Origin of the sequence: Luteimonas sp. gir (assembly GCF_037198055.1) — a bacterium.
Classification (GTDB): Bacteria; Pseudomonadota; Gammaproteobacteria; order Xanthomonadales; family Xanthomonadaceae; genus Luteimonas; species Luteimonas citri_A.
The window spans coordinates 16,317-29,919 of record NZ_JBBAXQ010000008.1 but is presented as its reverse complement, the minus strand read 5'-3'; the positions used below and the strand labels follow the sequence as shown (position 1 = coordinate 29,919).

General features: G+C 67.1%; 15 protein-coding genes. 4 read left to right on the top strand and 11 right to left on the bottom strand.

The window, feature by feature from the left end; translation table 11 throughout:
* Positions 1-12 precede the first annotated feature (12 nt).
* The 8 genes from WAF18_RS11310 to WAF18_RS11275 all read right to left on the bottom strand — a co-directional run bounded on the left by WAF18_RS11310 (position 13) and on the right by WAF18_RS11275 (position 7,654).
* Entirely contained in the window at positions 13-375 is a 363-nt protein-coding gene (locus tag WAF18_RS11310) for a hypothetical protein (protein ID WP_337245179.1), read from the bottom strand.
* A gap of 678 nt (positions 376-1,053) precedes the next feature.
* A complete protein-coding gene (locus tag WAF18_RS11305; protein WP_337245178.1) occupies positions 1,054-1,968 on the bottom strand; it encodes a LysR family transcriptional regulator in 915 nt (304 codons plus the stop codon).
* A 183-nt stretch (positions 1,969-2,151) separates the two neighbouring features.
* The gene (locus tag WAF18_RS11300) at positions 2,152-2,541 is read right to left on the bottom strand and encodes a carboxymuconolactone decarboxylase family protein (protein ID WP_337245177.1); all 390 of its coding nucleotides are present in this window, start codon (positions 2,539-2,541) and stop codon (positions 2,152-2,154) included.
* A gap of 79 nt (positions 2,542-2,620) precedes the next feature.
* Entirely contained in the window at positions 2,621-3,892 is a 1,272-nt protein-coding gene (gene glyA / locus WAF18_RS11295; RefSeq protein WP_337245176.1) for a serine hydroxymethyltransferase, read from the bottom strand.
* Between the two features lie 9 nt (positions 3,893-3,901).
* Complete coding sequence (gene pdxK / locus WAF18_RS11290; RefSeq protein WP_337245175.1) at positions 3,902-4,882, bottom strand: pyridoxine/pyridoxal/pyridoxamine kinase; 981 nt, start codon at positions 4,880-4,882, stop codon at positions 3,902-3,904.
* The gene (locus tag WAF18_RS11285) at positions 4,879-5,601 is read right to left on the bottom strand and encodes a glutamine amidotransferase (RefSeq protein WP_337245174.1); all 723 of its coding nucleotides are present in this window, start codon (positions 5,599-5,601) and stop codon (positions 4,879-4,881) included. The genes pdxK and WAF18_RS11285 overlap by 4 nt, the downstream gene beginning before the upstream one ends.
* A complete protein-coding gene (locus tag WAF18_RS11280) occupies positions 5,598-6,407 on the bottom strand; it encodes a YggS family pyridoxal phosphate-dependent enzyme (RefSeq protein ID WP_337245281.1) in 810 nt (269 codons plus the stop codon). Before WAF18_RS11280 ends, WAF18_RS11285 begins: the two co-directional genes overlap by 4 nt.
* Before the next feature lie 5 nt (positions 6,408-6,412).
* On the bottom strand, positions 6,413-7,654 hold the full coding sequence (locus tag WAF18_RS11275; protein WP_337245173.1) for a benzoate/H(+) symporter BenE family transporter: 1,242 nt from the start codon (positions 7,652-7,654) through the stop codon (positions 6,413-6,415).
* 104 nt (positions 7,655-7,758) lie between these two features.
* Between WAF18_RS11275 and WAF18_RS11270 the strand changes: the two genes are divergently transcribed.
* Positions 7,759-9,255, top strand: coding sequence for a PLP-dependent aminotransferase family protein (locus tag WAF18_RS11270; protein ID WP_337245172.1), 1,497 nt, complete (start codon positions 7,759-7,761; stop codon positions 9,253-9,255).
* 196 nt (positions 9,256-9,451) lie between these two features.
* Here WAF18_RS11270 and WAF18_RS11265 read toward each other — a convergent pair whose 3' ends face one another.
* The 3 genes from WAF18_RS11265 to WAF18_RS11255 all read right to left on the bottom strand — a co-directional run bounded on the left by WAF18_RS11265 (position 9,452) and on the right by WAF18_RS11255 (position 11,742).
* On the bottom strand, positions 9,452-10,006 hold the full coding sequence (locus tag WAF18_RS11265) for a LysR substrate-binding domain-containing protein (RefSeq protein WP_337245280.1): 555 nt from the start codon (positions 10,004-10,006) through the stop codon (positions 9,452-9,454).
* 14 nt (positions 10,007-10,020) lie between these two features.
* Positions 10,021-11,232: a serine hydrolase domain-containing protein gene (locus tag WAF18_RS11260; protein WP_337245171.1), complete on the bottom strand. Its 1,212-nt coding sequence runs from the start codon at positions 11,230-11,232 to the stop codon at positions 10,021-10,023.
* Positions 11,233-11,367: 135 nt separating this feature from the next.
* Positions 11,368-11,742, bottom strand: a complete 375-nt coding sequence (locus WAF18_RS11255) for a hypothetical protein (RefSeq protein ID WP_337245170.1) — start codon at positions 11,740-11,742, stop codon at positions 11,368-11,370.
* Between the two features lie 260 nt (positions 11,743-12,002).
* Between WAF18_RS11255 and WAF18_RS11250 the strand changes: the two genes are divergently transcribed.
* From WAF18_RS11250 to WAF18_RS11240, 3 genes are all read left to right on the top strand, one after another.
* Positions 12,003-12,560, top strand: a complete 558-nt coding sequence (locus tag WAF18_RS11250; RefSeq protein WP_337245169.1) for a hypothetical protein — start codon at positions 12,003-12,005, stop codon at positions 12,558-12,560.
* Positions 12,561-12,664: 104 nt separating this feature from the next.
* On the top strand, positions 12,665-13,288 hold the full coding sequence (locus WAF18_RS11245; RefSeq protein WP_337245168.1) for a GntR family transcriptional regulator: 624 nt from the start codon (positions 12,665-12,667) through the stop codon (positions 13,286-13,288).
* 153 nt (positions 13,289-13,441) lie between these two features.
* Positions 13,442-13,582 (top strand): hypothetical protein, encoded by a 141-nt coding sequence (locus WAF18_RS11240; protein WP_337245167.1) that lies wholly within the window; start codon positions 13,442-13,444, stop codon positions 13,580-13,582.
* Positions 13,583-13,603: the final 21 nt, after the last annotated feature.

Genomic DNA, 13,603 nt, shown 5'->3' with positions numbered 1-13,603 from the left:
GGGCCCGTCGCCTCAGCGCGATGCGTCGGCCGATCGCAACGTCAGCGCCCAGACCGCCAACGCCAATCCGCTGACTGCCGCGCCCAGTCCGCACACCCCGCTCCAACCAGCACGCGCATAGGTCCACGTCGTGGCGATGGCGCCCAGCCCACTGCCGACCGCATAGAACAGCATGTACAGGCCGATCAGCCGGCTGTGCGCCTCGGGGCTGCGCAGGATCAGGCTCTGGTTGGTGACGTGCAGTGCCTGGCCGGCGGCCAGCAGCGAGCGCATCACATAGGTCGCACGCGGCGTGGTCAGATCGAGCGCCGACAGCCCGCCCGCGAGCGCGTTTCGGAGCCAGGTCAGCCGCGCGGGCGGCAACACTGGCGACATATCGGATGTGGGATTGGCTTGCACCTTGCACGCTTCGCAGTGGCCGACCGGCAGGCACTGTAGGTAGGCATCGTCATTTCAAAAAGTGAAATGATTGCAATCCAACGATTGCGTTCCACGCACGCATCGAACGGGCCTGACCGCCCCCACCCAACCCTCCCCCGCACGCGGGGGAGGGCTTTGACGACCACGCGAGGGAGGGCTTTGACGACGTCGATCGGATCGATGCGTGTCTGCGAGCGCAGTCCCTCGCTCTTCGCGGGTGGAGATCGATCGCGCAACACCTCCCCCCGTTCGCAGCAGGAGCTCGACCGTGCGACACCGCCCCCGTTCGTAGCAGGAGGTCGTCCGCGCAACACCGCCCCCGTTCGCAGGAGGGGATCGATCGCGCGACACCACCCCCAGTTTGCAGCAGGAGGTCGACCGCTCAACACCGCCCCGTTCGCGGGCAGAGGTCGATCGCGCAATACCTCCCCCGCCTGCGGGCGGAGGTCGACGCCGAAGGCGTCGGGTGGGGCATGGGCTTTTGCAACCAAGCCCAAAGACATCGCATCGAACGGCCGCCCCCACCCAACCCTCCCCCGCACGCGGGGGAGGGCTTTGACGACCACGCGAGGGAGGGCTCTGACGACGTCGATCAGATCGATGCGCGCGTCTGCCGGCGCAGTCCCTCCCTCTTCAGGGGTGGAGGTCGATTGCGCAACACAGCGCATGGATCGTCTGCCGCAGCCAGCGATGCGCCGGGTCGCTGTCCAGGCGCGGATGCCAGGCCTGGGTCAGCAAGACCGTCTCCATCGGCGCCGGCAGCTCGAATACCCGCAGGCGCAAGCCCGCCGCCTGCGCGGTGCGGGCCATGTGCCGCGGCAACGACAGCAGAAGATCCGAATCCTGCAACGCGAACAACGCGGTGTAGGGATTGGGCACCACCAGCGCGACATGCCGGCGCAGGCCTTGCGCCTGCAGCGCGTCGTCGACCGGGCCGCTGTCCTTGCCGCGTCGCGACACATGGATGTGTTCCCAACGGGCGAACCGGGCCGCGGTGATCTCCTCATCGAAGATCGGATGCCCGGCGCGCGCCACGCCGACGAAAGTCGTGGTGAACAGCGATTGCACGCGGATCTCTGCGCCCAGCGTGCGCGAGGCGCTGATGAACAAGTCGATTCGACCGCTGCGCAGCGCCTCCTCGTCGATGTCGTCCCCCTCCGGCGAGAACCGCAACATCGCCCGCGGCATCTCCTTGGCCATCGCGTCGAGCAGCCGGCCCAGATGGATGCTAACGAACTCGTCGGTGGCGCGGACATTGAAGCGCCGGTCCATCGACGCCAGGTCGACCGCCGCATCCGATGCAAACACCTGCGCGGCGTGGTCGAGCGCGATGCGCACCTGCTCGCGCATCGCCAGCGCCTTGGGGGTGGGCACCAGCTTGCGCCCGACCTGGACGAACACCGGATCGCCGAGCGCATCGCGGATTCGGCTCAGCGTCCGGCTCATCGCCGGCGGGCTCAGATGCATGCGCCGCGCGGCGCCGACGACGCTGCCCTCTTCCAGCAACGCATCCAGGGCCAGCAGCAGATTGAGGTCGGGGCGTGCCATGGGCGGTCGATGCGTGAGCGAAACGCAATCATAGGCCAGCAGCGATGCCAACGAAGGCAGCGATGCGGGGCGGCCTGGGTGCCTCAGGACGCGCCGCCGCCCTGCCCTGTCCCGCCAATGCCGTCAGGACAGCAGCCGCCTGCTACTGCCGCATGCCGATCGCCAGACGATTGAACGCACTCATCAGCGCGACCGCGAAGCTGAGGTCGGAGATTTCGGCATCGCTGAAAACAGCCTTGAGCGGCAGAAAGTCCTCATCCGGCGCATGGCTGCGCGCCACGTCCACCAAGGCTTCGGTCCAGGCCACGCCAGACGCTCGCGTTCGTTGAAATGCGCACTGACGCGCCACCCGGCCAACGCGTCCAGTTTGGCCTGGGGCATGCCACCGGCGCGCAGCGCTGCGGCATGCATCTCCAGGCAGAACGCGCAGCCGTTGATCTGCGAGACGCGCAGATAGACCAGCTCGACGAGCGGCTTGCCGAGTGGAGTTTTGTCCAGCGCCTGCTTCGCCAGCCCGAAGCCTCGATAGGCTTCGGGCGAGAGGGTCTGGTAGGGCAACCGAAGAGACGACATCGATAAGCTCCTGAAAGAAACCGGAAGGGCGCGCCGGCGTACGCCGGCGCGCAGCGTCCCCGTGGCGCACTGGGCTGGTTCAGCCGTACACCGGATGGCGCCGGCACAGTGCCACCACCTGCGTGCGCACATGGTCCTGGATGCTCGTCAACGCATCGTCGCCGATCTCGAGCGCATCGAGCACATCGCACAGCCAGCCCGCCAACTGCTCGCATTCGGGTACGCCGAAGCCGCGCGTGGTCACCGCGGGCGTGCCGATGCGCAGCCCCGAGGTGACGAAGGGCGAACGCGGGTCGTTGGGCACGGAGTTCTTGTTGGTGGTGATGTAGGCATCGGCCAGCGCCGCGTCGGCGTCCTTGCCGGTGTAGGGCTTAGCGGACAGGTCGATCAACATCAGATGATTGTCGGTGCCACCCGAGACGATGGTGTAGCCACGTTGCTGCAGTATCGCGGCCATCGCACGCGCATTGGTCACCACCTGGCGTTGATAGGCCTTGAACTCGGGGCGCAGCGCCTCCTTGAACGCCACCGCCTTGGCTGCGATGCCATGCATCAACGGCCCGCCCTGGGTGCCGGGGAACACCGCCGAGTCGAGCTTTTTGTAGAACTCGCTGCTCTGCCCGTTGGCCAGGATGAGGCCGCCACGCGGACCGCGCAGCGTCTTGTGGGTCGTGCTGGTCACGACATGGGCGTGCGGCAGCGGGTCGGGATACTCCCCCGCGGCCACCAGGCCGGCGACATGCGCCATGTCCACCCAGAAGATCGCCCCCACCTCGTCGGCGATCGCCCGCATCCGCGCCCAGTCCTTGTGGCGCGAATACGCGGAGAAGCCGCCGATCAGCATCTTCGGTCGCGTCTCGCGCGCGATCCGCGCCATCTCGTCGTAGTCGATCAGCCCGGTCTCGGGATCCAGCCCGTACGGCACGATCCTGTAGTGCCGGCCAGAGAAGTTGGCCGGATTGCCGTGCGTCAGGTGACCGCCCTGCGCCAGATTCATGCCCATGATCGTGTCGCCGGGCTGGGCCAGCGCGAGGAACACCGCCGCGTTCGCCTGCGCGCCGGCATGCGGTTGGACATTGGCGTAGTCGCAATCGAACAACGCCTTGACGCGTTCGATCGCCAAGCGCTCGGCGACATCCACATAGCCGCAACCGCTGTAATAGCGCTTGCCGGGATAGCCTTCCGCGTACTTGTTGGTCAGCACCGAGTTCTGGACCGCCATCACCAACGGGCTGGCGTAGTTTTCGGAGGCGATCAGCTCGACATGATCTTCCTGCCGGCGCGCTTCGTGCTGGATGGATTGGGCGAGCTCCGGGTCGAACTCGGTCAGGGTCAAGGTGGCGTCGTACATGGCAATGGCCTATGGCGTGGGATATGAGGAGGGACGCGCGCCATCGGGCGCGGGTGTGGGCGTTTGCGGGGGACGGCGCGCCTGTCGGTGCCGCCAGCGTGCCGCGGTCACACGCGCGCGTGGCGAGGTCGCGGCATCGCCACGCGGATGGCCGGACATCGGCAGCAGCAGTTCGGCGCATTGCGCCTGTTCGGTCCGCCGCAGCGCCTCGACGACATGGCGGCAGGCCTGCGTCGCCGCATCCACCAGGCCCAGCCCGCGCAACCAGTGCCCGGTCAGCGCCGCGCAGAACAGGTCACCAGTGCCCTTGGGCGTGATGGCGACGCGCGGATGCGCGATCACGTCGACCGATGTGCGCGTGACCAGCACCACCTGGGTCTTGTGCGCGGCCCAGGTGTCGGGGGCGGCGCTGGTCACCGCGACCCACTGCGTGCGGCCGGTCAACAGTAACCGGGCGGCGGCGACCAAGCTGTCGACATCGTGCACGGCGCGACCGGTCAGCTGCGCCAGTTCGAACCCGTTCGGCGTCACGCCGTCGGCCAAGGGCAGCAGCTCTCGGCGGTAGGCCTCGACGAGCCCGGGATCGACATAGACGCCGTGGTCGTGATCGCCGATCACCGGATCGATCACGACACACAGCGCCGCGCATGCGTCCAGGCGCGCGCGGATCCAGCGCGCCACGACCGCGGCCTGCCGTGGGTCGCCCAGATACCCGACCAGTACCGCACGCAAGCCCGCGAGTGCGCCGCGCGCCGACAGATCCTGCAAGTAGCCCGCGACCCAGCCCGCCGGCAACGCGCCGCCGTGCAGCGTCGGGTAATGCGGCGTATTGCTGAAGACCACGGTCGGCACCGCCGCCACCGCAAGCCCCAACGCGTCCAGAGTCGGCACTGCGACGGCGTTGCCGACCCGCCCATAGACCACTTGCGACTGCACCGAGACCACGTCCAGCGCGAGCGGCCGAAGGTCAGGCGAGTGTGCTGCGCTCATCGTGCCGCGCCCGCCGCATCGTCGGTCTCGAGCTCGTCGAGCCAGGCGCCGAACACCGCCTGCGACACCCGCGGCAGATCGCCTCGCCTGGCGCGCGCATCGGCGCGCAAGGCGCGCGGATCGAGGCCGGCCTGCGCCAGTTCGCAGGCATGGCCGATCAACCACTGTTCGATGCGCTGCGGCTCGGCCTCCAGATGGCATTGCAGCGCCAGCAAGTGCCGTCCGATGGCGAAGGCCTGATGGGCGCACGCCTCGGTGCCCGCCAGGCGGACAGCGCCGACCGGGATCTCGAAGCGATCGCCATGCCAGTGCAGCACCGGCACATCGTCCAGCGCCGCCAGCGGCGACGCCTCGCCCGCAGGCGTCAGCATCAGCGGCGCAAAACCGATCGCCTTGTGGCCCATGCTGGCGACATCGGCGCCGAGTGCGCGGGCGATCAACTGCGCGCCCAGGCAGATGCCCAGCAGCGGACGAGAGCGTTGCAGCCGCTGGGCGATGACGTTGAGTTCGTCGGCGAGAAACGGATACGTCGCCTCATCGTATGCACCGATCGGGCCGCCCAGCACGACCAGCAGGTCGGCTGCGGCCAGCGCGTCGGCGTCGATGCGTTCGCAGCCGGCGTCCAGATAGCGCACGGTGTAGCCGCGTGCGACCAGCAGCGGCGCCAGCGTGCCCAGGTCCTCGAAGTGCAGATGGCGGATGGCCACAGCCGTCTTCATGCCGGCGTCGACTCGGTGCCTGCGGCATCGGGCCAGTAGTAGCTGTCGGGCATCGGGCGCGCACCGAAGATCGCCTGCCCCACCCGCACCACCGTCGCGCCTTCCTCGATGGCGATCTCGAAATCGCCCGACATGCCCATCGACAGCTCGTCGAGTGCGATGCCGGCAGGTGCGTCCTGCCGCAGCTGCTCGCGCAGCCCTCGCAGCAGCACGAAGCACTGGCGCACGCGTTCGGCTTCGCTGGAGAACAGCGCCAAGGTCATCAGGCCGCGCACGCGCAGCGCCGAGAACGCCGGCAGCGCCTGGAGGAAGGCCGGCACCTCGCCCGGCGCGAGCCCGTACTTGCTGGCCTCGCCGGAGGTGTTGACCTGCACATAGACATCCAGCGAGCGGCCCTCGATCTGCAGGCGACGTTCGAGCGCCTCGGCCACGCGCAGGCTGTCGAGCGCCTGGAACTCGCTGGCGAATCGCGCCACCAGCTTGGCCTTGTTGGTCTGCAAGTGACCGATGACCGACCACTGCAGGTCGCGCAGATCCTGCATCGCCTCCCACTTGCGGTGCGCTTCCTGCACCTTGTTCTCGCCCAGCAGCCGGCACCCCGCCGCATACGCCAAGCGCAGGCTGGCCTCGGGTTTGGTCTTGCTGACCGGCAGCAGGCGCACCGTGGCCGGGTCGCGTCCGACGCGGCGGCAGGCGGCCTCGATGCGCGCGTGGACTGTGGCCAGATTGCGGCGGAAATCCTCGACGCTGGTCGCTTCGGGATAGCGGCCGTGCTGGTCGTGGCCGGTCGGGGTGTCGAACGCCATCGCCATCAGCGCACCGTACCGTCCAGCGGCAGCACAGCCCCCACCGCTGCCGGCTTGCGCTGCGGCCATCGACCGTTGAGCACCGCGTAGGCCACCAGCCCGATCACCAGGCCCCAGAACGCCCCGCCGATTCCCAGCAACTTGATGTTGGCGGCCGCGGCCAGGAACGTGATCAACGCCGCTTCGCGGGTCTTGGCCTCGGCCATCGCGCTGGCCAGGCTGCCGCCGATGGTGCCGAGCAACGCCAGGCCGGCGAGCGTGGCGATGAAGGTCGCCGGAAACGCCATGAACAACGTCGCCAGGGTCACCCCGAACACCCCGACCAGGACGTAGAACACGCCCGCAGCCACGCCGGCGATCCAGCGCTTGGACGGCTGTTCGTGGGCCTCACGGCCGGTGCAGATCGCCGCGGTGATGGCCGCGATGTTGAAGGCATGCGAGCCGAACGGCGCCATCAGCAGCGAGCCCAGGCCGGTCAACGTCACGATCGGATTGGCACTGGTCTTGAAGCCGTCGTTGCGCAGCACCAGCATGCCCGGCATGTACTGGCCGGTCAGCGTGATCAAGAACAGCGGCAACGCCACGCTCAACAAGGCGTTGAACGAGAAGACCGGCATCGTGAACACCGGCGCGGCCAACGCCAGGCGCAACCCAACGACATCGACCCGATGCTGGAGCAGCAGGAACACCAGCCCCAGCACCAGGATGCCCACCACCGCGTAACGCGGCGCCACCCGCTTGAGCAACAGGTAGCCGACGATCAGCACGCCCGCCAGCAGCGGGTCCAGGCTCACGCCGGCAAAGGCGCCGATACCGAACTGCAGCAGGATGCCGGCCAGCAATCCGGCGGTCACCCCCGGCGGGATCAGTCGGATCACGCGCTCGAACCAGCCCGACACCCCCAGCAGCACGAACGCGGCCGCCGAGATCAGATAGGCGCCCACGGCTTCGGCGTACGGCGTCGTCGCCAGCGCAGTGACCAGGAATGCGGCGGCCGGCGTCGACCAGGCGGTGATGATCGGCTCGCGGGTCGTCCAGCTCAGGACGATGCCGGTGATCCCCACCCCGATGGACACCGCCCAGACCCATGAGGCCGTGAGTTCCGGACTCAGGCCAGCACTCTTGGCCGCCTGGAACACCAGGATGAAGGTGCCGCCATAATTGACGATGACGGAAATCAGCCCGGCGATGACCGGGTGCGGAAGGTCCTTCCAGCGAACGGACGCAGACGTGGGGGCATGGGCCATGGGGAACGGACGACTCCTACAGCGGCATTGAGCTTGCGGCGCCTATTTATAGGCGGACAATGGCCCGATTCGCCCAGCCACTTTCCGGCGATGGAGCAGACCACTTGTTCAAGCACGCTCAACTCGAGTCGGTGAAAGCCGCAATCGGCGACCCCGCGCAGCGCGCCTTGCCGCTGCACCTGCGGGTGCAACGCGCGGTGCGTCAGCTGATCCTCGACGGCATGCTCGAGGTCGGCCGGCCGCTGCCGGCATCGCGTGCGCTGGCGAAATCGCTGGGCGTCTCGCGCGACACCGTCGAAGCCGCTTACAGCCAACTGCACGCCGAAGGCTTCATCGACCGGCGCGTGGGCAGCGGCAGCTTCGTGTCCGAGCGCGCGCAGCGCCTACCCGGCCGCGGCAAGGCACGGCGTCCGAGCCCTGACCGCACGCCCGCACGCCTGAGCCAGCGTGGCAGCGCCCTGTTCCAGCGCGGCGGCGTGCGCGATTTCCCGGCGCCACGCGCCTTCGTGCCTGGTGTACCGGAAACCCGCAGCTTTCCGCTGGCGACCTGGGAACGGCTCGAGCGCCAGATCCTGAAGGAGTACGGCACGCGCGCCCTGCTGCACAGCCCGGCACAGGGCATGGCCCCACTGCGGCAGGCGATCGCCGACTACGTCAACCTCGAACGCGGCGCACGGGCCACACCCGATCGCGTGCTGGTGCTGACCAGCTCCCAACAGGCCCTGACCCTTTGCGCCACGCTGCTGCTCGATGCCGGCGAGCGGATCTTCATCGAAAATCCCGGTTACCACGGCGCACGCAAGGCGTTCGAGGCCGCCGGGTTGCAGTGCGTGCCGGTCCCGGTCGATGCGCACGGCCTGCAGGTCGACCGCCTGCTCGAGGCCAGCCGGCGGCCCGGCGACGCCGCGCGTGCGGTGTTCCTGACACCGTCGCACCAGTTCCCGACCGGGGCGACGCTGGCCCTGGACCGGCGCCTGGCGATCATCGACTGGGCCCGGGACCAGCAGGCCTGGATCATCGAGGACGACTACGACAGCGAGTTCCACTACGCAGGCAAACCGACCGCGTGCGTGCAAGGGCTCGATCCGCACGAGCGCACGCTCTACATCGGCACCTTCACCAAGTCGCTGTTCCCCGGTCTGCGCGTCGGCTACATGGTGCTGCCCCCATCCCTGGTCGCACCGATGACCGCCGCCCGCACCCTGCTCGACGGCCATAGCGCTCCGATCCCCCAACTCACGCTGGCCCGCTTCATCGAAGGCGGCCATTTCGGCGCCCATGTGCGCAGCATGCGTGCGGTCTACGCCGAACGCCGCGACGTGCTCGCCGCGCTGACCCGACAGCACCTGTCCGAATTCCTCGAGCCCCACGTGCCGGCCGGCGGCATGCAAATGCCCTGCGTGCTCGTCCGCGATCTGTCCGAACCCGACGCCGTGGACGCCGCGCACCGTGCAGGCATCGACCTGCTCGGCCTGAGCACGCTGTCCATCGCCGACGCGCCCACCCCTGGGTTTCTGATGGGATTCGCCGCCCACGCCCCGCAGGAGCTCGAAGCGGGAATCAAGACGCTGGCGAAGGTGTTGCGCTCAATGCGTCATTGAGCAGCGACTGGCGCAGCAGGTCGGCGGCCAAGCACACATCGTGCAGGGTCAAAGAACGCCCAGTTGCCCACTGGGCGCCGCCGATTGAATGCATCGGCATCCCGATACCTGCAATGCGAGTAAACGCAAAATAGCTGCAATCCAGGTAAACAGCTGGATTGCAGCATTGCGCGCCCACCACCGCCCCCAACGCGACTCAGCGCACCGACACGCCAGCCGCCTGGAACAACTGCGTGCGGAACCACACACTGGCGGCATCATCCCGACTGCGCGGATGCCAGTAGGCGCGAATCGTGATCTTGGGCAAGGCCAGCGGCGGCGCGAACAGGTCCAGCGAGGCGTCGAAGCGCTGCAGCAAGCGCCCGGGCAGCGTGCACATCAGATCGGTATTGGCCACCAGCGCCGGCGCTGTCGCGTAGCTCTCGGTAGACATGACGACCTGGCGGCGACGGCCCAGCTTGGCGAGCGCCGTATCCACGAAGCCGGAGAACGGATCGCCGGTGGACGAGACCACCAGATGCGCCGCCGCGCAGAACGCCGACAGGCTCAGCTTGCGGCCGCCGCGCGGGTGCCCCTTGCGTTGGGCGGCGAGGAATGTGTCGGTGAACAAGGTCCGCCCCACCCAGCCGTGCTCGGCAACATCGCTGAGCCCGACGAATACATCCACCTCGCCCTGTTCCAGTTGCGCGGGCAAGGCCTGCATGTCCGGGCGTTTCGACCAGGAAGATATTGATGGACACCTCGATCGGATTGCGCTCGAAGTTGTCAGTGCGCTTGCGCGCGGCGCAACACCTCCGCATGCGCGAACAGCGCCTTGAGGATGCCGTCGTAAGCCTTCTCCGTATCCGCGCCCGAGGTGTTCGTGAAGAAAATCACCCCGGTGCGTAGATCGGGCGTGGCCAGCATCTCGGTTTTCATGCCCGGATCGCTGCCACCGTGCCCGACGTATCGAGTGTTGTACTTCGTCTGCCAGAACAAGCCGGAGTTCTTCTCGGCGATATCGACATTGCCGGGCTTGTGGGTGGGCGTGAACTGCAGGCGCAGCATCTCGTCCACCGAGTTCTGCTGCAGCACGCGGTTTTCGTTCGCCTGACCGCGATTGAGCAGCGCGATGAAAAATTTCGACAGATCCTCGACCGAGGTCCGCAGACCGCCATCGGGCCACGTAGTCACGGTGTAGGGATGGATCGCAATCGCCATCTCGTCCTGCGCCAGGTACAGCGTCGCGTCCGGCGTCGAGCCGGCGGGGGCCAAGTGCCAACGCGTGCTGCGCATGCCCAGCGGCTCGAACAGGCGGCGTTGCGTGTAGCGCGCCAGTGGCTCGCCCGTGACGCGCTCGACGATGTAGCCGGCCAGGCCGGCGCCGATGTTGGAGTAGTCGCGCGCCGCGCCCGGGGCCGCGGAAAGGAAGTTCTCGGGCGCGTAGTCGGCGCCACCGACAGCCAAGTAGCCTTTGAGGAACTCACCCAGCGGTTGCGGCGCGTCGCGTCCGAAGTGATAGCTGGTGGCATACAGCGACCAACGATCGCTGATGCTGGACGTGTGGGTCGCCAGCTGCCGCAGCGTGATCGGCTGATCCGGATGATGCGGGTTGCGGACCGCGAATGGCAGGTAGTCGCTCACGTCGGCATCGAGCGACAACCGCCCCTCCTCCTGGGCCCGCATCATTGCCGCGCCCACGACGGACTTGCTGATGGACGCGATGTTCATCACCGTGTCCGTGGTGAACGGCCGGCCCGATTCCCGATCGGCCAGACCATAGCCACCCCGCCACACCACCTTGCCATCCAGAATGACTGCGGCGGCGACCCCGACCAGGTGGCCCTCGGCCATCTGGCGCTGGATCTCGGCGTCGACCGGCGCGCTGTCGGCAGGCGCGTTGGCGGGGACGGCGGGCGTCTGCGCCGTCGCCATTGTCGAGTGCAGACCGAACAACCCGGCAAGGATGCCGGCGACCACTGCGTAGCGAACGGCCATGGGAGACTCCACCTGGGAGCTCGGATTCTTCGGCCCACCGGGGCACCTGGCAGGTGCCATTCGTCATCCTCCGCCGACTGCGGCAGTCAAGGCCGCCATGCCAGGCGGGAGCGCGCCCCACGCCGGTGCTCGGCGCTAGTCCAGATACTGTCCCGAGCCCGTACCGTCCTTGTGCCGCACCCGCAACTGCGCCAGGAGCTCGGGCGCCAGCAGTCGGGCATTGATGCCATGTCGCGTGCGGCTAGAGGCGCGCGGCGCCCAATGGGTGACACACCCACAGGTCCGACATCGGTGGAAGTCGACATGGCGCCCGTTCCAGGCATAGGTGTCGGTGCCCTCGCCCACCGGCAGACCGGTGATCTCGGATGCCTCGTAGTAGACCCACAGCACGCCGTAGCGCCGACACAGGCTGCAGTTGCAGTCGGTGACCTCGACCGGCGCATGGGTGAAACGCATCACCACCGCACCGCAATGGCAGCTGGCGTGCACGTCGGGATTGGAGTCGGTCATCGCGGTGTCCTCGGAGATGTCGTCAATGCAATCGCGTGTGGGTCGACGCCGGCACGCCCCCGAAGTACCCGGCATGCCAGACCACCCTCAAATGAACAGACGGCGGTTGACGCCAAGCACTTGTTCCAGATTTCTTCGCTGCCGCCTAGGCAAACTCATTGAGATCGTATGCGACGGCGAAACAACCGCGCACGGAGCTAAGCTAAGCGGGGCACGACGGCATGCATGGGATGACCGGTATGGCAGCGGATCGCAATAAAATGACCACCCCACTCATCGCCCCGGCACTGATACTGCTCTCCGCCGCAGCGTGCGCCACCGATGCCATCGACAGCGTCCAGTTAGACATCGATTTGGCGACGCTAGTGCGCGAGATTGACAACCCGCCAACCTCACTGCACCAGACTCTAATCTCAAGGCTCGGCAGCAAGATGGAAGCGCCTGACGCCACGATCGAGTTGGGACCCCTGCGATCCAAGGACGGGGTCACACTGAGCAACATATCGGTTCGGCGAGGACTCCCTCACTATTCGGGATCTTCGTCCATCGTGATGAGCATCGATCAGATGCCATGCTATTCAACAGCGCAGGTTCGTCACGCTTTTTCAATCGATGGCACGGGAACCTCTCAACAAGTGGAGCATGCAGCACCAGGAGAAATCCAGAGCGTTAAGTTCATCGACTGGATGACGAGCAGAACACCTCGCGGCGAAATCAAGTTCTTCTATGCCCGCTCAGAATGCGTCACTGCCATCCAGATCAATCGACGCGCTCCGGCCAAGCACAGCAGGAACAGACTAGCCGAGTCGAAAACATAGGCCATTTGCTCGAACACGCGCCGCGGCCGCGCAGTTGCAGCGCGGTCCCCGATTAGTAAGATCGGCCCAAGGAGAGGGGGAGCAAGCAGCCACGGAGGACAGCAATGATGATGGGGACCCTTCCGAAGGTCTGGGACGCGTGCGACAAGATCAGGCACGCTATCGTGCGTGGGCGATTCGTCCCAGGGCAGCGTCTGGAACCGGCCACATTGGCCGATGAGCTCACCACCAGCCTCACCCCGATCCGGAACGCGCTGTATCGGCTGAGCGGCGAACGCCTGGTCGATGCGCATTCGCGAGACGGCTTTTACGTGCCCCTGCCTACCGAGGCCGCCCTGCGCGAGCTCTACGACTGCATGGAAGAGCGGCTGCTGACCTGCCTGGCCCGTGGCGCCTTGCCCGGTGACAGACCGTACAAGCGCCCCACCCCACACGATGGCGCCGCCGAGGCGACGTGGCTGCTGTTCGACACCATTGCGCTCAAGACGCGCGTTGTCGAGACACGGTATATCACCCAACAGGCCAACGACCGACTCGCGCCGATCCGTGTTGCCAAGCGCAGCCTGTTTCCCGACGCACACGCCGAGCTGGACGAATTGATCACGGCCTGGGAGTGCGCCGACATCGCACGCCTGGCACGTGCGCTGCACGCCTACCACGACCGTCGCCTCAACCGGGTGCCGGACATCGTGGCGCTGTTGAACGAAACGCGCCACGCGCCGCACTGAGCGGAGAGCGCGATGCACCGCAATTTTCTGGTGCGCATCACACTTCCAGGGAATTTTGGAAGTACACAACAAAAATCATTTGAGAACACTCGCAGGCGCTTCAACACTGGCTGCGTCATGGGCGGTCCATGACATAAACGAAAGGAGACAGTGATGAACGCGAACGACAACAACAGCCGCGAACTGCAGGCCGACGTGATCGAACTCGGCGTGGCCAGCACCGTGACCCTGGGTGGAGGTGCCGTTGGTGAACCCAACGGTGATCCGATAGAGGCTGATATCTCGGAAGAGTGAGCGATCAAGGGTGCGCCGCAC

Bases quoted from the DNA above. Each gene is read 5' to 3' on its own strand.
- WAF18_RS11310 (WP_337245179.1), bottom strand. From the start codon at position 375: ATGTCGCCAGTGTTGCCGCCCGCGCGGCTGACCTGGCTCCGAAACGCG.
- WAF18_RS11305 (WP_337245178.1), bottom strand. From the start codon at position 1,968: ATGGCACGCCCCGACCTCAATCTGCTGCTGGCCCTGGATGCGTTGCTG.
- WAF18_RS11300 (WP_337245177.1), bottom strand. From the start codon at position 2,541: ATGTCGTCTCTTCGGTTGCCCTACCAGACCCTCTCGCCCGAAGCCTAT.
- glyA (WP_337245176.1), bottom strand. From the start codon at position 3,892: ATGTACGACGCCACCTTGACCCTGACCGAGTTCGACCCGGAGCTCGCC.
- pdxK (WP_337245175.1), bottom strand. From the start codon at position 4,882: ATGAGCGCAGCACACTCGCCTGACCTTCGGCCGCTCGCGCTGGACGTG.
- WAF18_RS11285 (WP_337245174.1), bottom strand. From the start codon at position 5,601: ATGAAGACGGCTGTGGCCATCCGCCATCTGCACTTCGAGGACCTGGGC.
- WAF18_RS11280 (WP_337245281.1), bottom strand. From the start codon at position 6,407: ATGGCGTTCGACACCCCGACCGGCCACGACCAGCACGGCCGCTATCCC.
- WAF18_RS11275 (WP_337245173.1), bottom strand. From the start codon at position 7,654: ATGGCCCATGCCCCCACGTCTGCGTCCGTTCGCTGGAAGGACCTTCCG.
- WAF18_RS11260 (WP_337245171.1), bottom strand. From the start codon at position 11,232: ATGGCCGTTCGCTACGCAGTGGTCGCCGGCATCCTTGCCGGGTTGTTC.
- WAF18_RS11255 (WP_337245170.1), bottom strand. From the start codon at position 11,742: ATGACCGACTCCAATCCCGACGTGCACGCCAGCTGCCATTGCGGTGCG.
- WAF18_RS11250 (WP_337245169.1), top strand. From the start codon at position 12,003: ATGACCACCCCACTCATCGCCCCGGCACTGATACTGCTCTCCGCCGCA.
- WAF18_RS11245 (WP_337245168.1), top strand. From the start codon at position 12,665: ATGATGATGGGGACCCTTCCGAAGGTCTGGGACGCGTGCGACAAGATC.
- WAF18_RS11240 (WP_337245167.1), top strand. From the start codon at position 13,442: ATGAACGCGAACGACAACAACAGCCGCGAACTGCAGGCCGACGTGATC.